At 58.5% G+C, this 19,476-nt stretch carries 19 protein-coding genes; 4 read left to right on the top strand and 15 right to left on the bottom strand.

Going from position 1 to position 19,476, the window contains the following annotated elements; translation table 11 throughout:
• Positions 1 to 15: 15 nt before the first annotated feature.
• The 11 genes from mshL to ABJT94_RS03490 form a co-directional block, all read right to left on the bottom strand.
• Positions 16 to 1,620, bottom strand: a complete 1,605-nt coding sequence (gene mshL / locus ABJT94_RS03540; RefSeq protein ID WP_348474018.1) for a pilus (MSHA type) biogenesis protein MshL — start codon at positions 1,618 to 1,620, stop codon at positions 16 to 18.
• Between the two features lie 4 nt (positions 1,621 to 1,624).
• A complete protein-coding gene (locus ABJT94_RS03535) occupies positions 1,625 to 1,978 on the bottom strand; it encodes a hypothetical protein (protein WP_348474019.1) in 354 nt (117 codons plus the stop codon).
• Complete coding sequence (locus tag ABJT94_RS03530; RefSeq protein ID WP_348474020.1) at positions 1,971 to 2,612, bottom strand: hypothetical protein; 642 nt, start codon at positions 2,610 to 2,612, stop codon at positions 1,971 to 1,973. Before ABJT94_RS03530 ends, ABJT94_RS03535 begins: the two co-directional genes overlap by 8 nt.
• On the bottom strand, positions 2,609 to 3,238 hold the full coding sequence (locus tag ABJT94_RS03525) for a PilN domain-containing protein (protein ID WP_348474021.1): 630 nt from the start codon (positions 3,236 to 3,238) through the stop codon (positions 2,609 to 2,611). The genes ABJT94_RS03530 and ABJT94_RS03525 overlap by 4 nt, the downstream gene beginning before the upstream one ends.
• Complete coding sequence (locus ABJT94_RS03520) at positions 3,235 to 4,170, bottom strand: hypothetical protein (protein WP_348474022.1); 936 nt, start codon at positions 4,168 to 4,170, stop codon at positions 3,235 to 3,237. Before ABJT94_RS03520 ends, ABJT94_RS03525 begins: the two co-directional genes overlap by 4 nt.
• Before the next feature lie 375 nt (positions 4,171 to 4,545).
• The gene (locus tag ABJT94_RS03515) at positions 4,546 to 5,010 is read right to left on the bottom strand and encodes a tRNA (cytidine(34)-2'-O)-methyltransferase (RefSeq protein WP_348474023.1); all 465 of its coding nucleotides are present in this window, start codon (positions 5,008 to 5,010) and stop codon (positions 4,546 to 4,548) included.
• A 47-nt stretch (positions 5,011 to 5,057) separates the two neighbouring features.
• Positions 5,058 to 6,272: a UbiH/UbiF/VisC/COQ6 family ubiquinone biosynthesis hydroxylase gene (locus ABJT94_RS03510; RefSeq protein WP_348474024.1), complete on the bottom strand. Its 1,215-nt coding sequence runs from the start codon at positions 6,270 to 6,272 to the stop codon at positions 5,058 to 5,060.
• Positions 6,272 to 7,513, bottom strand: a complete 1,242-nt coding sequence (locus ABJT94_RS03505) for an FAD-dependent monooxygenase (protein ID WP_348474025.1) — start codon at positions 7,511 to 7,513, stop codon at positions 6,272 to 6,274. The genes ABJT94_RS03510 and ABJT94_RS03505 overlap by 1 nt, the downstream gene beginning before the upstream one ends.
• A 77-nt stretch (positions 7,514 to 7,590) precedes the next feature.
• Positions 7,591 to 8,436 (bottom strand): carbohydrate ABC transporter permease, encoded by an 846-nt coding sequence (locus tag ABJT94_RS03500; RefSeq protein WP_348474026.1) that lies wholly within the window; start codon positions 8,434 to 8,436, stop codon positions 7,591 to 7,593.
• A gap of 10 nt (positions 8,437 to 8,446) precedes the next feature.
• Entirely contained in the window at positions 8,447 to 9,361 is a 915-nt protein-coding gene (locus tag ABJT94_RS03495) for a sugar ABC transporter permease (RefSeq protein WP_348474027.1), read from the bottom strand.
• Positions 9,362 to 9,489: 128 nt separating this feature from the next.
• Positions 9,490 to 10,743 (bottom strand): ABC transporter substrate-binding protein, encoded by a 1,254-nt coding sequence (locus ABJT94_RS03490; protein ID WP_348474028.1) that lies wholly within the window; start codon positions 10,741 to 10,743, stop codon positions 9,490 to 9,492.
• 338 nt (positions 10,744 to 11,081) lie between these two features.
• Between ABJT94_RS03490 and ABJT94_RS03485 the strand changes: the two genes are divergently transcribed.
• From ABJT94_RS03485 to ABJT94_RS03470, 4 genes are all read left to right on the top strand, one after another.
• Positions 11,082 to 12,299, top strand: a complete 1,218-nt coding sequence (locus ABJT94_RS03485) for an ABC transporter substrate-binding protein (RefSeq protein ID WP_348474087.1) — start codon at positions 11,082 to 11,084, stop codon at positions 12,297 to 12,299.
• Complete coding sequence (locus tag ABJT94_RS03480) at positions 12,296 to 13,048, top strand: response regulator transcription factor (protein WP_348474029.1); 753 nt, start codon at positions 12,296 to 12,298, stop codon at positions 13,046 to 13,048. Before ABJT94_RS03485 ends, ABJT94_RS03480 begins: the two co-directional genes overlap by 4 nt.
• On the top strand, positions 13,045 to 14,514 hold the full coding sequence (locus ABJT94_RS03475) for an ATP-binding protein (protein WP_348474030.1): 1,470 nt from the start codon (positions 13,045 to 13,047) through the stop codon (positions 14,512 to 14,514). The genes ABJT94_RS03480 and ABJT94_RS03475 overlap by 4 nt, the downstream gene beginning before the upstream one ends.
• 129 nt (positions 14,515 to 14,643) lie before the next feature.
• Positions 14,644 to 15,126 (top strand): YbhB/YbcL family Raf kinase inhibitor-like protein, encoded by a 483-nt coding sequence (locus tag ABJT94_RS03470; RefSeq protein WP_348474031.1) that lies wholly within the window; start codon positions 14,644 to 14,646, stop codon positions 15,124 to 15,126.
• A 21-nt stretch (positions 15,127 to 15,147) separates the two neighbouring features.
• On the opposite strand, the gene ABJT94_RS03465 is transcribed toward ABJT94_RS03470, so the two are convergent.
• From ABJT94_RS03465 to ABJT94_RS03450, 4 genes are read right to left on the bottom strand one after another with little or no spacing between them, the layout of a single operon-like run.
• On the bottom strand, positions 15,148 to 17,367 hold the full coding sequence (locus tag ABJT94_RS03465; protein WP_348474032.1) for a glycoside hydrolase family 3 C-terminal domain-containing protein: 2,220 nt from the start codon (positions 17,365 to 17,367) through the stop codon (positions 15,148 to 15,150).
• Positions 17,368 to 17,391: 24 nt separating this feature from the next.
• Positions 17,392 to 18,264: a phytanoyl-CoA dioxygenase family protein gene (locus ABJT94_RS03460; RefSeq protein WP_348474033.1), complete on the bottom strand. Its 873-nt coding sequence runs from the start codon at positions 18,262 to 18,264 to the stop codon at positions 17,392 to 17,394.
• 20 nt (positions 18,265 to 18,284) lie between these two features.
• A complete protein-coding gene (locus tag ABJT94_RS03455) occupies positions 18,285 to 18,944 on the bottom strand; it encodes a glutathione S-transferase family protein (protein ID WP_348474034.1) in 660 nt (219 codons plus the stop codon).
• Complete coding sequence (locus tag ABJT94_RS03450) at positions 18,937 to 19,320, bottom strand: MmcQ/YjbR family DNA-binding protein (protein ID WP_348474035.1); 384 nt, start codon at positions 19,318 to 19,320, stop codon at positions 18,937 to 18,939. Before ABJT94_RS03450 ends, ABJT94_RS03455 begins: the two co-directional genes overlap by 8 nt.
• Between the last annotated feature and the right edge of the window lie 156 nt (positions 19,321 to 19,476).

The raw sequence follows: 19,476 nt of genomic DNA, 5'->3' as shown, positions 1-19,476 counted from the left end.
GGCCGTAGGCTGCCTTTACATCCGGTTCAGGACACGGTCGAGATCATTGCGGGTGGTTTCTTCATCGTACACCACGGGTTTCAGCAAGATGACCAGCTCGCTTTTTTCCTGGGATTCGCGGTTCTGACCGAACAGAAAACGCAGGCCGGGCAGTTGCGACAGGCCTGGCAATCCGGTAGCCGACGCCCCCTGACGCTGGGACAGCAGACCGCCGATGACGACAATCTGACCGCTGGAGGCGCGGATGATGCTGTCGGTTTCGCGAATGCTGGAAAACGCCAGTGGCAAATCGAACTCGGTGCCGCCCACGGTAATGACCTTGGTGCGCTCAACCACCTCAGTTACTGAGGGCCGCACGTGCAGAATGACGTTGTTTTCAGCACTGATCTGCGGGGTGACATCCAGCGCAATACCGGAGAAGAACGGTGATAGAGTGAATTCAGGTGAACTGGAACTGGTATCGTCGTCGTCATTGTCACGTGAGCTGACCTCGGTAACAAAGTACTCGTCGGTGCCGACCTTGATGACCGCCTTCTGGTTGTTCACAGTTGAAACCCGGGGGCTGGACAGTACCTGAACATCGCCCTGGTTTTGCAGCAGTTGCAACATGGAATTAAAGTTGCCATCGCCCACGCTCAAACTGAATACCCCGCCGATGTCCCCTATGCCACTGAGGGGGTTGGCACTGAGCCCGGCGGTCGAATCGGTGCCCACGGCGATCAGATCGTTGGCGAAGGTGTTCCAGTTAATGCCGGAGCGAAATTCGTTGTTGAGCGTGACCTCAACCACCTTGGCTTCAATCACCACCTGGCGTTGCAGGCTCAGTTGCGCGTCATCCAGGAACCCGGCAACGACCTCGTGTTCACGTGGGGTGGCACGAACTACCAGCAGACCGGACTGGGCATTGACCACGACCTGACGATCTTCCGTCTGGTCCAGTAGCCCCATGATCGTCGTTTCCATACCCTGCCAGAAATCGGCACTGGTTTCAGTGGCGACGCTGCTGCTTTGGTTGTTGGCACTGTCCTGCTGACTGATTTGCCCGCCGCTGACCGTGGTGTCGGAACGGCCCGACCGGGCGACGTTCAGGTAGTTGAGACGGTAGATGCGAGTGGCAATCTGGTTGGGCAGCACCCGGAAGCCGTAGTCGGTGCGCTGATAGTCATATCCGTAGATGTCGCGCACGGCTGACATCACCTGATCGAGGGTAACGGAGGTCATGTTCAGTGTCAGCGTGCCGGTAATGTCCGGGTCGACCAGAATGTTCACGCCCTGGGTGGTACCCAGATCGGAAAAGAAACGGGTCAGCGGTACATCGGTTGCCTGAACATCAAAACGTGGACGGGTACGGGGCGCCTGACTGAAGTCGAGCAGGTCGCTGCTCAGTTCCGGCGGTGCCGTTACCGGGCTGCGCTCCGGCGCGGGCTCAGAAGTCTCACTGAGTTCCTGCTCGAGTACAGACCGGTTGTCGAGTTCCGGTGCTTTAGTCGGTTCCCGGGGCTCTGACATCGAAGCACAGCCGGCCAGCCCCAGAGCGACGAGCAACACAGCAACGCGTGTGCTGTGGGTAGCGATGCTCTCCGGGTGTTTGGCAATCCAGTTAGGAAGCGGGTAGGGCACTGGGTTATTCCTCATCGGTCGGGGTGATGGCCAGGGTGCCGGCCTGCGGTAATGTCAGGGTTCGGGTACGGTTGCCGCGCTGCAGCAGGACCCGGTCGCTGCTGATGGCCATCAGTTGGTATTGGTTAAGCGTGTCGTTGACCGACAGCCACTGGCCATTGATGACGGCGTAGGCTTGCTGATCCAGCCTATAGATGGAGGTCAGCCTGAATGTCGGCTCGGGCTGAGGTACTGGTGCCGCCTGCGCCTGTGGTTGGGGCCGGGCCGTGTCGGGTTGCATCGGGTCTGCCTGAGTGCTTGTTGCGGTGAACAACAACGTCAGACAGAGGGTGATGGAACCGCGGATCATGCTAGACATTCAACCAGGCCTCCTGATCACTCAGCGTGTGGACTTTCAGCCGAATTCGCAGTTGCGGGTACTGTTCGGTTTCGACACTGAGTTCGTCCCAGAACAGGCGCCAGGGTAGGGCTTCGATGTTGCTCAGATAACCAGTCAGGGCGTCAAAATTGCCGGTCAGTTCAATGTCGAGCTGGTGCCTGAACAACTGGGCTTCGCCGCTGTCGTCCTCGGCCAGAGGCTGGGCGGGCAGGGCGCCAAACCGAACCAGGGTCAGATCGCTGCTGCCCAGCAGTTCGCGCAACAGGGTGGCCATGGTGTTGGGTGGAATCAACACTTCGGTGATGCCGCTGATGCGATCGTTAAGTCGCTGCACTTCCCGGCGCAGGCGTTCATTCTGGTTGCTCAGGGTCTGCAGTTGCGGATTGTTGCGGGCCTGTTCCAGAGCCAGCAGGGCGTTTTGGTTGTCGGTGCTCTGAACCTGCAGTCGGGTGATCTGGTCACGCACGGCGCTCTGGTCTGTCCAGCCCAGATACCAGAGTCCGCCGTAGCTGATGCCGACCAGTAACAATGCCATGCTTACCAGCAGAATGGCCCGTTCCCGGATTGACAGCCGGTCGATAAGCAGGCGCAATTGAAACAGGGCGGCGTTCATCGGTTTGGTTCCCCGCTGTTCAGTGCGGCGTCAACACTGGCCGAATTGGCCAGGGTAAAGCGCCACAGAGCGTCATCATCCGGAGCCTGTTCAATGTTCATGTTCTGAATGCTGATGCCGCGGAACACCGAGCCTTCAAGCTGGCTCAGATAGCGGGGAACCAGGCCAGGCTGACGGGCATAGCCGGCCAGTCCGAGGCTTTGCTGGCTGTTTCGCAGTTCGATCCGGCTGAGCCAGAGGCCGTCGAAATCAATCGCCGATAGCTGCGACAGCGGAGTTGAGAACCCGCTTGACGATGCCCCCAGTTGGGTCGCTAGGCCGCTGTATGCAGTTTCACGTGCGTTTTTCTCCCGGGTGAGCTCGGCGTTCTCCTGAATCAGGGCAGCTTCGGTGTCCAGTTGCGGGTTGACCGATCGCGCCTGTTGCAACGCCAGCTCACTGCGAGCCTCCTGCTGCTGCCAGTCTGCCAGTTCTGATTGCAAGCGGTTTTGCTGCTGCCAACTGAGTGCGATCCAGCCGGCTGAACCCGCCAGCGCCAGCAACAATACGGCGGCAAAGGCGGGAAGTTGCAGGCGGCCGTGGCCCGGCAGCATGTCTGGCTGCATCAGGTTGATATAACGGGTCATGCGGCGCTCTCCCGAAAGGCGGCACCCAGCGCCGGCGTCAGCTCAATCGGCCAGTCGCCGTCGGTGGGTGTCATGATAAAATCTTCCGGGTACAACAAGCTGAAACGGGTATCGAGTTTGGTGCCCAGTATCTCCCCAATGGCCGGGTCGCCAGGCCAGCCCAGCAAGGCCACGTCAGTAATGGCTCCCAAAACCAGTTGCGCCTCGTAATAATCGAAGGAGCGACGGATTTCGAGCGACAATGAATCGAGTTGTATGTCGGTATTGCCCTCCAGTTCCAGCCCTTGTTCGCCGTCGGCGGCCAGGCCCAAATCGGAATAGCCTATTTCGAACTGGCGACTGAGCACAATTTCCTGGTTGAACAGCAAAATGAGACGGCAGCGGTCTGCTTCCATAAACAACAGGCCGCTCTGGTTGCGTTCCAGCGTTCGAATGGCGGTATTGCGCAAGGCGAGCTGATCGATGTCGATGCATTCAATGCGCAGGCCACGCCGGGCCATGGCCATGGCCCAGTCGGCCAGAGGTTTCTTTTCAGCAGCGATGACAAACGCCATGCGCAGGCGGCCACGATAGGCTTCGGTGGGCAACATAATAACGTCGATACTGGCGTCGTCGAGATCGTAACTAATCAGTTCAGCGGTTTTGAAACGCAATGCTGCGTCCATCTCGGCGGCGGGGACGTCCGGCACATCGACCAGCAACATCTGGTAGGCCGGGTCGCTGAGCAGAAGGTTAAGCTGGCCGCGGCTGTGTTTCGCCACCCAGTCCGCCAGCTGTTCGGCTTTCAACAAGGGTGTGTCTTCCGAACGCCACAGGCTGGTCCTCACCTGAGGAATCCCCTGGCGGGAGCGCTCAAGGACCAGCAGGCCGATGCCTGTCTCGGTAAGGTAAACCCAGGTTTGCTGGCGCGCAGGCCGTTTTCGCCGTTTCATATCACCCAAAAGATGGCATCTCCGCTCGTTCGCTGTTTGAGTCTAGCAATAAGTGTGCGCATTGTTCTGTCACATTGAGCATTTTGTTTTTTTGGTTTGCCGCGTTGTTGAAGTCGGTGTCCCTGAACTGAGTACGCAGGCCCATAAGATCGTCAAGCATCCCCGTGGCCGTCTGGCAAGATGATACAGGCTGAAGTTTGCCAGTCATGGTATGAATTTGATGATTGCGTCACATTCTAGGTGAAGAGAAGTCAAATGTAACGACAGTCGACCCAATGAATGGGGGCTGTCGTCAAATTCGCGACGGGTGAAAGTTCGGTAGGTGACGTAAAGTGTCAATTATTTGCTGCGCAGGTCGCTGCGGCGGGCAGTGGGTCAGCGACCCCCCGCAAACCCCTGCTGACGCCAGGCTTCATAGCTGACCAGAGCCACAGCGTTGGACAGGTTCATGCTCCGGTTGTTGGGCAACATGGGAATGCGCAGGCAGTGTTCGGCAGGCAGCGCCTCGCGGATCGTGGCGGGCAGTCCGGCCGTCTCGGAACCAAACAGCAATACGTCGCCCGGTTCAAAGCGGACATCGGCGTAGTTGCGATGGCCCTTGGTGGTAAAGGCGAAGACGCGTCGCTCGCCCATGGCTTCAATAAAGGCGGCGTAATCAGAGTGGCGGGACATGCGCGCCAGATCCTGATAATCGAGCCCGGCCCGACGCAGCTTCTTCTCCTCGAAATCAAACCCCAGGGGTTCAATAACATGCAACTGGCAGCCGTTGTTGGCAACCAGTCGCATGATGTTGCCGGTGTTGGGGGCGATCTGGGGTTCGTGCAGGGCGATGTGAAACACGGTGCATCCTGTATGGTCTGATGGTTTGGAGGCTGGACTGATCCCGGCTAGTGGGTTCTGGACCGCCCCAGGGCGGTACTGATCAGCGGGCGTTTTGCCAGCGGCAGGCGGTCTAACTGGCTCATTCCCCAGTTACGGCTTAGGACGGCCAGCGGATGGTCACTGCCGAACAGTCGCTTGAACCCTTCCATGGCTGCCATGGCGGCCAGGTTGTGACCCTGGCGCTGGCGCTGATAGCGACGCAGGGTGCGCTCGCTGCCCGGGTCTTCACCCCGCCGATGCGCCCGCTGCCATTCGGCGGCCAGTGTCGCGGCATCCTGAAAACCCAGGTTAACGCCCTGGCCCGCCAGGGGATGAAGCGCATGAGCCGCATCGCCAACCAGTACCAGACGCGGGGCAATATACGCTTTGCTGTGCATCTGTTGCAGCGGAAAACTGAAACGCGGATCGCAGCCGGTCAATTCGCCCAGGGTGTTTTCGAAGGCGCGGTTCAGTGCTTTCAGAAAGTCAGCCTCAGGCAGGTCGAGCAGTGCCTGAACCGCATCGTTGTCGACCGACCAGACTATGGAGCTGGCCTGCTGGTCGCTGGTTTCATCCTGCAATGGCAGGAACGCCAGTGGCCCCGTGTCCAGAAAAACCTGGTGGGCCACGCCGTGGTGCGGCCGCTGGTGGCGCACTGTGGTGACGATGGCCCGTTGCTGGTAGTCCCATTCCCGGGTCGCCATGCCGGCGTCGCGCCGGATCTTCGAAAAGCGACCGTCACAGGCCGCAAGCACCGAGGCGGTGACGGTGCTGTCATCGCTCAGAGTCGCCTGCACCTGGTGCGTCTGTTGATCCCAGTGTTGCACTGTCCGACCCGCGACCAGAGTCAGGCCCGGTGTATTTTCTGCCTGGTGCCACAGGGCACTGACCAGCCAACGGTTTTCAACGATGTGACCCAGGTCGTCGGCCTGAACTTCATCGGCATGGAAGCCAATACGACCCTGCCCCTGGCCATCCCAGACCTTCATTTCCCGGTAAGCGCAGGCGCGGCCAGCCGGTAGGTGTTGCCAGACACCCAGGCTAGTCAGCCAGTCCTGGCTTTGCCGGCTGATGGCGCTGACCCGGGGCGAATAAACCCCCGCGACCGCCGTTTCGGGTTCTGGCAAGTCCTGCTCTACCACGATAACGCTCAGACCCCTGCGAGCGCTGTCGATGGCCAGTGCCAGGCCGACCATGCCGCCACCGACAATCAACAGGTCGTGCGATGTTTGGGTAATCATCAGGTCAGTCCTTCTTTGGACAAGTTAAAGTCATAGCGGGGCAGGGGGGCGCCCTGCAACAAACCCATGCTGGCGAGCGCGAAGCCGCGCCCAAGCTGTGGGTGACGGTCCAGCGTATTCAGGCCGAGTGTGCGACCGAGCTGCAACCAGGGTCGCTCTGACCCGAAGCTGCGGACCAGAGTATCGGAAAAACCGGCGGTGATGGCCTGATCGGCCTGAATCGACGATGCCAGGGTGCGCAGCGGAGCGATGGCCCCGGCGTCTTCGCCCTGTATCAGTTGCTGGTTGAGTAACGTGGCTGTACGCATGACGCTGCGCAAGGCGAGGTTGAAACCCTGCCCGGCAACCGGATGCAGCGTCGCGGCAGCATTGCCCAGTACCAGCAACCGGTGCCGAACCAGCTCGGTGGCGGTGCGTCGTTGCAGCGGGTAACCGGTCAGCGGACCGAGTTCGGTGATGCGCCCGAGTCGTTGCCCGAAGCGCTGGTTGAGCAGCGCCAGTCGATCACGCTCATTCAGTACCTGAAAGCGTTTTTCCAGCCGTGACGGTACGGTCCAGACCAGGGCCGAGTAGTCGCCGAAAGGCAGCATCGCAATCGGTCCGGTATCGGTGAAGCGCTCATAGGCCCGACCCGCGTGAGGCTGCTCGGTGCGGGCGGTAGCAATCACGGCGCGCGCCTGATAGTCGCGCACCTCGTGGCCAATGCCCAGTTGCCCGGTCAGCGGTGAGCGTCCGCCATCGCAGAGGATAACCAGCCGGGCTGTGAGGCTGTCTCCGTTGTCGAGATGCAGGCTGCTGTCGGACTGCCCCGGTACCAGGTTCTGTACCCGGGTGCCAAAACGCCAGTCGACACCGGGTATTGACTGAACCCCCTGCCACAGTATTTGCCCCAGGGCGGCGTTGCCAATCACCTGGCCGAACGCACCTTCGGGATGATCGGCAGCGTCCATCACCTGATACCCGGCATGGCCTTTGTCGCTGACTTCAATCCAGCGAATGGCGCTGGCGTAACGGTCAAGTGGCTCACCCAGGCCCAGCCGACGCAAGGCCAGGCAGGAATAGGCGGCCAGTGCGGTGGCGCGGTCGTCGAAGCTGGGGGATTGCGGCGCCTGGTCGGTCGGGTTAGGGGCCGGGTCGATCACCACCAGGCGGGCACCGGCATCGAGAGCCGGTTGCAACGCACGCACCAGGGTCAGGCCGACCAGGCCACCACCGACGATTGCGATATCAAAGGGTTTCATAGCGAAGCGGCCTTACAACAGAGGCCGCTGATAATAACAGGGGTGACCGGGCCGGTCATCGGTCACCGTGCGGGAATCTACTTGACGGCCCCCGATGTCAGCCCGCTGATCAACTGCTGCGAGAAGAAGACATAGAGCAACAGAATCGGCAGCACCGCCAGCGACAGCGCCGCGAGCACTGAATTCCAGTCGGTTGCATATTGGCCAATGAATTGTTGAACGCCCAGTTGAATCGTTTTGGTGGCATCACCCGGTGCCAGTATCAGCGGGAACCAGAGGTCATTCCACATCGGTACCATGGTGAAAACCGCCACCGTTGCCACGGCGGGTCGTACCAGCGGAAGAATGATCTGAAAAAACAGGCGAATCTCGGTAATGCCGTCGCAGCGCGCGGCCTCTTTCAATTCATTGGGCACCTGGCCGATGAATTCGGTCAGGATAAAAATGGCCAGGGGTAAGCCCATGGCGGTGTAGACCAGTATCAGCGCCAGGTGGGTGTTCACCAGGTTAAGGCTCACCATGGTCTCCAGAATGCTGACCGTCCCGAGCCTAATCGGCACCATGATGCCCATGGCCAGAAACAGTGCCAGCAGCCGGTTGCCCCGGAACCGGTATTCACTCAGGGCCCAGGCGGCCATGGCACCGAACAGCAGTACCAGAAACAGCGGAATCACCGTCACCAGCAAACTGTTGCCAAAGTAGAGCAGGATGTCGGACTCCTGCAAAACTTTGGCATAGCCAACCAGGGTAAAGCTGCCGGTGTCTGGCAGTGAAAGCGGGTCGTTAAAGATCGCGGATCGTGATTTAAAGGAATTTATGATGACCAGCACAATGGGAAACAGCGCAATCAGCGTGTAGCCCAGCAGAGCGAGATGAACCAGGCCCATCCGGGCCTTTTGCTGATACTGAAATGAGGGTGTCATGCGCGGTTCCTTATAACTGGTAGCGTGTCAGGCGGCGCTGAACAAGGTAAAAATAGGCCATCACCCCGGTCAGAATCACCAGGAACATCATGGTGGCAACTGTCGCCCCCATGGTGGCGCTGCCCAGTTGCGACTGGTAGCCGAAAAAGGTTCGATAGAAAAAGGTACCCATGATGTCAGTGGAATAATCTGGCCCTGCCAGCGCGCCTTTAACGGCATAGACCAGCTCGAAGGTATTGAAGTTCCCGACAAAGGTCAGAATGGTGACCAGGCCCAGGGTGGGCAGAATAAGCGGCACTTTTATGCGCCAGAAAATTCGAAAGGGTGACGCCCCGTCGACCTTGGCGGCCTCCAGTAATTCATCCGGAATCGACAGCAGGCTGGCGTAAATCAGCATCATGGGTATGCCGATGAATTGCCAGACCGAGATTAATGACAGGGTAATCAGTGCGGAGCTTTCTTTGCCGAGCCAGGCGTCGAAGTAGTGTCCCAGACCGAGCGCGTATAAAAAATTCTCTGACACACCCCATAGCGGGCTTAGAATCAATTGCCAGATAAAACCAATGATGACGACGGACAAAAGGGTCGGTAGAAAAATCAGCGTGCGGTAAGTGCGGGCACCGCGCAGACCTTTCAGGCTCAGTAACGCAGCAAGGCCCAGACCGATTGGATTCTGAACCAGCAAGTGAATCAGAAAGAACTGAGTGTTGTTCCACATGGCATTCCAGAATGCCTCTGACCAGACCGCATTGCCCAGCAGTGTTGCAAAGTTAGTGAGACCGGCGAAGCTGCGTTCACCGCTTAGATTGTCGGTAAAGAAACTCAGTCGCAGCGTATCGAAGAGCGGGTAGGCACTGAAGACGGTGTAAATGATCACCGCCGGTGCCAGAAAGAAAATCAGGTGCCAGGGAAATGCGCGTTGCATGGGTGCTAACCTCGGTATGTATCATGAACCCTATCGAAAACGTATGCCGGTACCGGACCGGAGAAGGCACAGCGGTTTTAAAAAAGGAGAGCGTCCCTGATGAACAGGGCGCCCTCAAAACAGCCCGGTTACTCGGACTGAGGTTCATACCATTGGGCAAAGCCAGTCTGGATGCGCGCTGCTGCTTCTTCCGGCGTGATGTCACCGTTCAGAACCTGGCTGCTGACAATCCACAGCTCCTGTTCCATGTTGGGTGTGCCGCGATTCATGACCTGGGCGTTCAGTCGAATGGTTGAGTCGCACTCATCGCGCCAGCTGATCATTTCAGCGGCCACCGGGTCGTTGACTTCAACGGGGTGGGTCGACAGCGAGAAGAAGCCGGTTACCTCGTTGGTGAACAGGTCGGCAAAGTCAGCACTGGCGACCCAGTTCAGGAAGGTTTTTGCCGCTTCCGGGTTGTCGGAAGCCGGGTTGATGCCAATGCCCATGTCGGTGTGATCGGAAATATGGCACTGGTCGCCGGCGGCGGCCACGGGCGGTTTGAAGGCCCCGAATTCGAAGCTTGCCTGATCGTTAAAATAGGAGGTGTCCCAACTGCCGGTGGGGTAGATGGCGGCTCGCCCGAGCGCGAACAGGTTTTGTGAATCGCCATAGGTCTGCGACGGGTAACCGCGTCCCATGTAGTCACTCCAACGTGCCATTTCTTCCCAGGCGGCAACGTAGGGCGCGTCGGTGAACGTCGCCTCGCCGTTAATCAGCGCCAGCCGTCCTGCTTCACCTTGCCAGAAGTTGGGACCAATGTTGGTAAAGACGATCTGGTTGGCTTCCCACTGATCGTTGGTGCCCAGGGCGAGGGGGGTGTAACGGGATTCGGACTTGACGGTTTCCAGTACGGCATGAAACTCATCCAGCGTTTCTGGCGGTTCGAGACTCAACTCGCTGAAAATAGCTTTGTTGTAGAAAAAGCCATGAATCACAGACGCCATGGGCAGGCAGAAAGCCGTGGCGCCGTCATCGGTACTCCAGGCGCGTTTGGCAAAGTCCTGATAGTGATCTAGCCCGGGCAGCTCATTGAGGGCCATCAAATGTCCCTGACGGTACAGGTTAAGAGAGACATCAAAGGGACGACAGGTAACCAGATCACCGGCGGTGCCAGCTTGCATGCGAGCATTCAGTGATGAGTCGTACTCGGTGGGCGATGTCGGGTTGAACCGGACTTCGATCTCCGGATGTTGCTGGTTGAACGCCGGTATCAGAATGTCTTGCCAAAGGTCCTTGTCGTCGACACGCCAGCTTTCGATGGTCAGCGTCTGGGCTTCGACGGCAAGGCTTGCAGTCAGTAGCGCCGCGGTCAGCGACAGGGTGGGTTTTAACGACAGCATGGTGCTTCCTCTTCTTGTTGGAATTGAGCGGTTCGCTGGAGCAATGAATCCAGTTACACGACCTTATGACGAAAGGGCGTCTTACCTGAAACTCGCCTCCGACTGTCGCGTAATGTTTTCAGGCACAGGCTAACGAATTGATTTTCAGAGGGTTTTTACGAAAGGTATGCAAACAGCTGTCCTTTCCTAAGCTTGCAATGCAGTCCGAATGGCAGAGTGTGAAAGATGCCGGTAAGAATTTGATAGAAAACGTGGCAGCAGAGTAAGGTAAGATTCGATTGGGTTTGAACAGAATAATAATGATGACTGATCCCAGGGTAACTCTTGCGCCTGCTGTGATGTGGATAACCTTGATCGCGATGCCGACCTGCGCCTACGCGATGCAATCCCTTGAAGTGCTGCATTGGTGGACATCCAGCGGTGAACAGCAATCGGCGGCGGTGCTTAAAGAGCGGCTGGCAGACCGCAACCTGCTCTGGGTGGATTACCCGGTACGCGGTGGCGGGGGTGATTCGGCCATGGCGGTATTAAAAGCCCGGGTGATCGACCGCTCGCCACCCGGGGCTGCCCAGATCATAGGGCCGGATATCCAGCACTGGGCACAGCTGGGTTTTCTGAGCCCGCTGCATCATGCGCAACTGGACGATACATCGCTGTTTTATCCGGTCGTCAATGAATTGATTCGGGTTCAGGGGCAGACGGTGGCCATTCCATTAAGCATTCATCGCATAAACTGGATGTGGCTGAACCCTTCGGTGTTTGAACGTCTCGACATTCCGTTACCGACCACCTGGAGTCAGCTGGAATCGTCAGCACCGGTATTGCGTGCAGCGGGCATTATTCCCCTGGCACATGGCAACGAACCCTGGCAGAACGCTACGCTGTTCGAAATCGTATTGCTGAGCCAGGCAGGCGCGAGCTTTTACCGCCAGTATTTTATCGACCGGGATGAGTCTGCCCTGACCGATCCGTCGGTCGTTGCCGCCTTTGAGCAATTGCGCACACTGAAAACGTTGATGGACCCGCACATCAATCAGCGCGAATGGCAGCAAGCCAGCCGACTGGTTGCCGACGGGGAGGCTGCTGTGCAGATTATGGGCGATTGGGTTAAAGGCGAATTCAGTGCCTGGGGCCTGGTCCCGGGAGAGGACTACTTGTGCCTGCCGGTTCCCGGAACCAATGAGCAACACCTGTACAGCATCGACACCTTTGTGATGTTTCTCGATGAACCCAATGCGGTGCCGATGCCAACCTTTATCGATACGCTGTTGTCTCCCGATTTACAGCGCGATTTCAGCCTGGCCAAGGGGACCATCCCGGCCCGAAAAGACCTGCCGGTAACCGCCTTCGATGATTGTTCGCGAGCTTCTCATCATGTGTTTGGCCAGGCCAGTCAAAGCGGCATGCTGGCGCCCAGCATTGCCCATTCAATGGCCATGTCTCCGGAGTCGGAAGATGCCGTTTTCGAGATTGTGCATCGCTTCTTTAACGACGAGCGGATGACGCCCGAGTTGGCGGCAATTCAACTGGCTCAGACGCTGAGAGCATTGAAATGAAAACACCCAAACACATCTACGTGGTGGATGACGACCACAAGATTCGTGAGTTGCTGAAGACCTATCTCGAAAAGAACAATTATCAGGTCTATGCCGCTGCCGACGGCGAAACTTTTCTGGCTGAGTTCGAATCCCGAAGCCGGGAAGTGTCTCTGGTTGTGCTCGATATCATGCTGCCGGGACAGGATGGGTTCAGCGTGTGCCAGAAACTTCGGGCTGTGTCCGATGTGCCGATCATCATGCTGACGGCCAATGCGGAAGAAACCGACCGCGTGGTCGGCCTTGAAATGGGCGCGGACGATTACATTGCCAAACCTTTCAGCCCGCGTGAGTTGCTGGCGCGAATCAAGGCGATTCACCGGCGTTACGAGCCGGCCCAGTCAGTCGGTGACGGCGGGCGTTTTTACCGGTTTCGGCACTACCTGCTGGACTCGCTCGAACGCACCTTGCAACTGCCGACGGGACACACCATCACGCTCGGAGCGGCGGAGTATCAGATGCTGACTCTGTTTCTGGACCAGGCCGGTAATGTCTTGTCGCGCAGCTTTCTGATGAAAGCGACCCGGGGGCGAGACCTTGGCCCGCTCGATCGTTATCTGGATGTCCAGATCAGCCGGTTACGAACCTGCCTGGGTGATGCGGGACGCAATGGTCAGCTTATTCAAACCGTGCGCAACCAGGGCTACGTGTTTACCGCTGAAGTTGAACGGTTGAACCAGCGGCCGCAGGAGCCGGAGGTTTCAACGTGAACCCGACCCGGCGCTGGCTGCCCCGGTCTCTGTTCGCGCGTCTGTTGCTGGTAATGTTGTCGGGCGTCGGGGTTGCCCAGATCATGACCAGTCTGATCTGGGCGGGTCAGCTGGACAGCGACAGCCGTAATCGGGTGTCGGAAAATGCCCAGTACCTGGCCATTACCCTGGCGGCCACCATTCGCTACTTTCAGGCACTGCCCGATAACGTGCGTCCGATCGTTATTGACCAGCAACGCGAAGTAGGCGGTAGCCGGTTGTTCATGAGCGTCAATCAACACCGTTTGGCCAGTGAAAGCACCTTCACTGCGCCGTTGAAGGACGCCTTTCTGGCGGCCATTGACGACCAGCTCAGTGCCGACCTGGGTCAGGGTGGTGTTCACTTGGCTCTGGCATTGCCGCAGGAAGTTCGGGTGTACGATCAGCAAGTGCCGATTGCCGACATCCCGATTCGCTGGATTCGCCAGAGCCTGATCCTTGAGCCGGAACCGGCCCCCATTCTCACGGTGCAAGTGCCCATGCCCAGTGGCGACTGGTTATACCTGGCCACCCTGCTGCCCGACCCCTACATTCTCGATAAAAACCGGGTGCTCACGCGCGAGCGCTGGTGGTCTCTGGGGGTGACGTTGATGGCCGTCGGCGTACTCGGCCTCTGGTTTGTTCGCTGGCAAACCCGACCGCTACGGCGGCTGGCCGACGCCGCCGACTCCTTTGGCCGGGGCGTAGCCCATGAACCGCTGATTGAATCGGGCATGCGCGAGCTCGACGCGACCGCCGAGGCATTTTCGGCCATGGAACTGCGCATTCAGCGTTACCTCGATGACCGTGAGCGGCTGTTTGCCGCCATTTCGCACGACCTGCGCACGCCCATCACCCGGCTGCGGCTGCAGACGGAAATGATTGACGATGAGGCGTTGCGGCTGTCGCTGGAAGAAGATCTTGAAGAGCTGGATCTGATGGTTAAGGGCGCCCTGCAAACGGTGCGCGATGCGGATATTCACGAAGACCCGAAACCCCTTGAACTGGGAACACTGATCAACAAAATTGCCAGCGAAAAACAACTCGGTGGTCACCGGGTTATCGTGCAACAGAAACAACCGGTTGACGTAATGGGCAAACCCCTGGCGCTGAAGCGCTGCCTGACCAATCTGATCGACAATGCCGTCTTTTATGGAGACCAGGCTGTCGTCAGCCTGGCAATAGAGCACGGGCAGGCCGTTGTGCGCATTAGAGACAGCGGGCCGGGCCTGGGTACAACGGACCCCGTGCAGTTGTTCAAACCCTATACCCGTTTGGCGCACGGCCAGGCGCGCAATGCCGGTGGTATGGGCCTTGGGCTCGGTATAGCGCAAAGCATTGTGCACGGTCATGGTGGTGAATTGAGTTTGCGAGATCATCCGCAGGGTGGTCTTGAGGTAACGGTGCAGTTGCCGTGTGACTATACTGTGCGCATGCATCATCACTAGCGGAATTATTCAGAGACTCCCTAGCTCTGCGACCAAGGTTTGATTGACCTGTGGCCCAAGGATTTGCCAGTGTAGTGGTCCGCGCAGAAACGACAGTCTCTGTTCACGTCAACGTTTGGAGGTTTGCCCATGCCATTTGCCCTGTCGCCCATGACCCTAAGCAGTTCTGATTTTCCAGCCGATGGCGTGATTCCCCGTGACTGCACCGGTGAAGGGGAAGATCGCTCACCCGTGCTGAGTTGGGACAAGGTACCGGAAGGCACCGAGTCGTTCGCGGTTATTTGCCACGATCCGGATGCACCGCTGGTGTCATCCAATGGCAATTACGGTTTCGTGCATTGGGTGCTCTATAACCTGCCGGGGTCATTGACCGAACTGTCAGCAGGCACTGATCTGGGAACGGCCGGGCAAAACAATTTTGGCCATTCCGGTTACGGTGGCCCGATGCCGCCGGAAGGGCACGGAACACACCGTTATTATTTCTGGGTACTGGCGCTGGACAGCAACGAACAGTATGCACCGGACCTGACCTTGTGGCAGCTGCTGGAAAAAATAGAACCCAACATCATTGGCATGAACCGGCTGGTGGGAACCTACCGGCGTGAAGGCTGATTAGCCGTCTAAAGGCCGGGTTCAGGCCAGCGCCTGGATCTGGCTCCACTGCTGTTCAAGCGAGCGCTGCACGTCTCTGGCATCGTTTTCGCTGTACCCCATATGGGGAATAAACTGAATGAGCTGGGGAATCGGGAAACCGAGTGCGATGCCGTACATCGGGTGCGATGCGGTAAAGTTCAGACGATCCAGTTCGGTTTGCAGAATGGGCGCCGTGCGGCTGTCTGACAGCCAGTCCTGAACCGTATCACCCAGGGTTGGCAGTATCCGGACATCTGTGTCTGATTCGACGGTCACCCAGCGCGTCTGGCGAATGTCTCTTGACGAAAACCCCAGGCGCAATTCAAACCGGCCGCTTTCTTCTGCGAAACCGTTCAGATGGGGCACGTAATAGGCAAAGGCATGAGCATCAAGCTGCAAGGCGACCGTTCGTTTTTCTCCGGGAACCAGCCTGACTTTCCGGAACGCCTTCAGTTCGTGCACGGGCCGCCGGTACGTGCTGGCTTCGTCGTGGATATACAGTTGCACCACCTCAGCACCCTCGGCCGGCCCCTGGTTGGTGATGCTGAAACTGACCTGGCGTGCATCGGCGTGATAGGTTAAATCCCCCAGGGTGAACTGACTGTAACTGAGCCCGTGACCGAAGGGATACTGCACTGGCAGGGCTTTGGTGTCGTAGTAGCGGTAACCGGTGAACAGACCTTCCTGATAGGCAACCGTGGCTTTGGTGCCGGGAAAGGTCTCAAACGTCGGGTTGTGCTCTAGCCGTACCGGAAAGGTTTCACTGAGCTTGCCGCTGGGGTTGGCTTCGCCAAACAATACCCTGGCAAGCGCCTCACCGCCGCCTTCCCCGCTGAGCCAGGCTTGCAGCATCGCCGGTATCTGGTGTTCGAACTGTCGCGTCTCGATGGCCGAGCCGGTGTGCAGCACCAGGGTGACGTTGGGGTTGGCATCGGCGATGGCGCTGATCAGCATCAGGTGGTCCGGGGCCAGTTTCATATCGGCACGGTCGAAGCCTTCGCTTTCCATCGAGTCGGTCGTGCCGGTGAGCAGAACCACGCGGTCTGCCCCTGTGGCGGCGCTGACGGCGGCGTCCAGTTGTTCCTGCGTGACCTGAGTTTCGGTGTACCCTTCGGCGAATATCACCTCGGCACGTTGTTCGATGGCGCCCAGAGCCGTACTGAGCTGGTGTGGCGTCATGTGCGAACTGCCGCCGCCCTGAAAACGCGGGTGGCGGGCAAAGTCGCCAATGACGGCAATGCGCTGTTGCGGCTTAAGGGGTAGCTGGCCGGCTTCGTTTTTCAGCAACACCATCGACTCGACCGCCAGTTGCGTGGCCAGTTCGTGGTGGGCCGGCCATTCGACGGTTACCGTCCGGTTGGTGTCCAACACCTGTTTGATCAGCGTCAGTACCCGTGTGACCCGCTGGTCGAGTTCGGCTTCGCTGAGCAGGTCCTCGGCCAGGGCGGCATGAAGCTCGGCATCGCGCTCACCGGGGCCGGGCATTTCCAGATCGAGCCCGTTGATGTGGGAGGCGGCTTTGTCTTTAACCGCCACCCAGTCGGACATCACCAGGCCATCGTAGCCTAGCTGGTCGCGCAGGATGCGTTGCAGCAAGTCGGCCGACTGACAGGCATGTACGCCGTTGACGGCGTTGTAGGCGCCCATCATCGTCCACGGCGGATTCTCGCGAATGACTTTGGCAAAGGGCTCTATATAGAGCTCCTGAAGGGTGCGTTCGTCGATCTCGGCATTGACCAGAAAACGCCGGGTTTCCTGTTCATTGCCGGCAAAGTGCTTCAGGCAGGCACCTACCCCGCGCGACTGAATGCCGCGAACAAAGGCGCTGGCCATGGCGCCCGAGAGAAACGGGTCTTCCGAAAAATATTCAAAGTTGCGACCGCCCAGAGGCGTGCGTTTTCCATTCACGCCCGGGCCGAGCAAGATGCCCACATCCATCGACTGACATTCTTCGCCAATGGCCGCAGCCACCTGCTCCAGTAAGTCCGGGTTCCAGCTGGCGGCCATGGCGGCCTCGACCGGAAACACGGTGGCGGGCAGGGCGGAATCATCCAGCGCCTGGGATTCACTGAGCCGCACGCCATGCGGGCCGTCGGTGAGCGTTATAGCCGGAATGCCCAGTCGCTCTATACCGTGCAGGTGCCAGGCGTCTTTTCCGCACAGTAACCTGACTTTTTCGTCCGTACTGAGCTGGGTCAGGGTAGTGGCTACATCGAACACGAGCGACTCCTCATTCTACGGCGGTTACAGCGGAAACGTGCCCAGGGTCGGGCGCTGCAACCAGTTTTCGGGTGCATAGGTGATTTGGCCATCGACCACGTGAAAGGTGAGGGCCAGTCGGGATTTATCGGAGCGATTGGGGGCGCTGTAGTGCGGCAAGTGACCGTGGAACACCAGCAAACTGCCCGCCTTTACGGGCATGGGCGTGCCCGAGGTGTCATCGGGCCAGGGGGTGTCGTCCAGCGATTCCATGCGCAGGTCGCGGTCCTCGCGGAAATACCGCTCACGCAAGGGGCCGGTGTGGCCGCCCGGCTCGACCCAGAGACAGCCGTTCTCGAGGGTGGCATCTTCCAGCGCAAACCAGTAGGTGATGACACTGGTGGGGTCGGTGTAAAAGAAGGTCGCATCCTGATGCCAGGTGACTTCGCCACCGATGCGGGGCTGTTTAAAAATCACCATGGTCTGGTATAGGTGCGGGGCCTGCAGGCCCAGGTCGCGTGCCAGGGCGCCGAATTCCGAACGCCGGGCAAAAGCCTGATACACATCATCAAGATCGTGCAGGGCATGACCGATCTTGTTGATGCTTTGTGCGCGGGGCTGGGTAAGTTCGCCAGTGTCATCGAAGGCTTTTTCTTCAAAGAAGCAGCGAATGGTTTCGGCCGACTCCAGAAAGAAATCGTTGTTGATTTGCGCCCGATCGGTGGTGGAGAACCGGTTGTGCTCGGTCAGGTCGGCCTGCTCGATCAGTTGGTAAGCTCGATCGATCAGTTGCTGTCTCAGGTCATCCGGTACCCAGCCTTCCAGCAACAGAAAACCGTCTTGCTGGTATTGTTTCAGTTGTTCGTTGGTCAGCACGGCAGGTGCGTTGTCAGGCATGGTGTGTTCAAGACTCGACATCAGGTGAACTCCCGTTTCCGTCAGCCCTGATCAGGGACTTCTTCGGCGTCAATGGTTTCGGTTTCATCGCGGGCGGCATCGAGCCAGGCCTGCAGTGACGGTAACTCAAGCATCCGGTCGACCCAGGCGGTGACAGCCTCGGGCGATTCAATGCCATAACCGCGCAGGCGTATGGCGACCGGCGCAAAGAAGGCGTCGGCAATGGAGAAGCGACCCAGCAGGAATGGCCCGTCGGATTGCATCAGGCAATCGCTGAGCAGGGTGTGCATCCGGTCAATATCGGCGCGGGTGGCGGCGTCTGGCGAGAAGCCTTTGACCACTCGGCGGCAGTTCATCGGCATAGCATGACGCAACGCCGCAAATGAACTGTGCATCTCGGCACAGGCCGAGCGGCCAAAGGCGCGCAAATCGGGGTTGGATGGCCAGCCGGCGCCCTGCAGAAACCGTTCATTGACGGTTTCGCAAATGGCCAGTGAATCCCAGACGCTGAGCTTGCCGATTTTCAGCACGGGCACGCGGCGATTCGGACTGTGCTGGTCCATCAGGGCCGGTGTTTCAGGCGTGTCGAGCGGAATGCGAACTTCCTGAAAGTTGACTTTAAACTGTGTCATCAGCAGCCAGGCGCGCAGCGACCAGCTGGAGTAGTTTTTGTTGGCGATCACGAGCGTTAGGTTATTCATCCCTGGTCTCCGGCTGAGTCGGGCTCAGCAGTTGGGCTTGCTGCTTTTTGGGTAGGGAGCGAACGACAAGCAAGTAGGAGTCGTCGATCCATTCGCTGATCAGGTCCGGATCCAAACCGGCGGTCAGATCAACCGTGTTCCAGTGTTGCTTGTTCATATGATAGCCGGGTGTGACCGCTGTAAAAGCCTCTCTGAGTATCAGGGCATCCTGAGGGTCGCATTTCAGGTTCAGGATGAACCGGTCGCCGATGCCGATCAATCCAAACATCTTGCCACCCACTTTATACACCAGGGCATCAGCGCCGAACGGGGTTTCCTCCTGGCTGCCAGGCTTGGACTGCATGACAGTGCGCCAGAAATCCAGTGTCTGTGGCATGGTATTTACCTACTGATAAACAGTGATTGAGCTCATAAAGGATTTTACTAAATTGAACTTTACCACAGTCTCAGCGCTGGTTGCTGGGTATGCCTATCCGGGGTAGTCCGCAGCATGGATGCTGCGGTCTAGGCCCGAGACGTCGGACCGCCATTG

This window comes from Saccharospirillum sp., assembly GCF_039982735.1.
Taxonomy (GTDB): Bacteria; Pseudomonadota; Gammaproteobacteria; order Pseudomonadales; family Natronospirillaceae; genus Saccharospirillum.
Note: the sequence above shows the minus strand (reverse complement) of the source record. Positions and strands in the feature narration are given on the sequence as shown.

Bases quoted from the DNA above. Each gene is read 5' to 3' on its own strand.
- ABJT94_RS03490 (WP_348474028.1), bottom strand. From the start codon at position 10,743: ATGCTGTCGTTAAAACCCACCCTGTCGCTGACCGCGGCGCTACTGACT.
- ABJT94_RS03460 (WP_348474033.1), bottom strand. From the start codon at position 18,264: ATGTCGAGTCTTGAACACACCATGCCTGACAACGCACCTGCCGTGCTG.
- ABJT94_RS03450 (WP_348474035.1), bottom strand. From the start codon at position 19,320: ATGCCACAGACACTGGATTTCTGGCGCACTGTCATGCAGTCCAAGCCT.
- ABJT94_RS03500 (WP_348474026.1), bottom strand. From the start codon at position 8,436: ATGACACCCTCATTTCAGTATCAGCAAAAGGCCCGGATGGGCCTGGTT.
- ABJT94_RS03505 (WP_348474025.1), bottom strand. From the start codon at position 7,513: ATGAAACCCTTTGATATCGCAATCGTCGGTGGTGGCCTGGTCGGCCTG.
- ABJT94_RS03535 (WP_348474019.1), bottom strand. From the start codon at position 1,978: ATGTCTAGCATGATCCGCGGTTCCATCACCCTCTGTCTGACGTTGTTG.
- ABJT94_RS03485 (WP_348474087.1), top strand. From the start codon at position 11,082: ATGTGGATAACCTTGATCGCGATGCCGACCTGCGCCTACGCGATGCAA.
- ABJT94_RS03520 (WP_348474022.1), bottom strand. From the start codon at position 4,170: ATGAAACGGCGAAAACGGCCTGCGCGCCAGCAAACCTGGGTTTACCTT.
- ABJT94_RS03470 (WP_348474031.1), top strand. From the start codon at position 14,644: ATGCCATTTGCCCTGTCGCCCATGACCCTAAGCAGTTCTGATTTTCCA.
- ABJT94_RS03455 (WP_348474034.1), bottom strand. From the start codon at position 18,944: ATGAATAACCTAACGCTCGTGATCGCCAACAAAAACTACTCCAGCTGG.
- ABJT94_RS03510 (WP_348474024.1), bottom strand. From the start codon at position 6,272: ATGATTACCCAAACATCGCACGACCTGTTGATTGTCGGTGGCGGCATG.
- ABJT94_RS03495 (WP_348474027.1), bottom strand. From the start codon at position 9,361: ATGCAACGCGCATTTCCCTGGCACCTGATTTTCTTTCTGGCACCGGCG.
- ABJT94_RS03530 (WP_348474020.1), bottom strand. From the start codon at position 2,612: ATGAACGCCGCCCTGTTTCAATTGCGCCTGCTTATCGACCGGCTGTCA.
- ABJT94_RS03525 (WP_348474021.1), bottom strand. From the start codon at position 3,238: ATGACCCGTTATATCAACCTGATGCAGCCAGACATGCTGCCGGGCCAC.
- ABJT94_RS03480 (WP_348474029.1), top strand. From the start codon at position 12,296: ATGAAAACACCCAAACACATCTACGTGGTGGATGACGACCACAAGATT.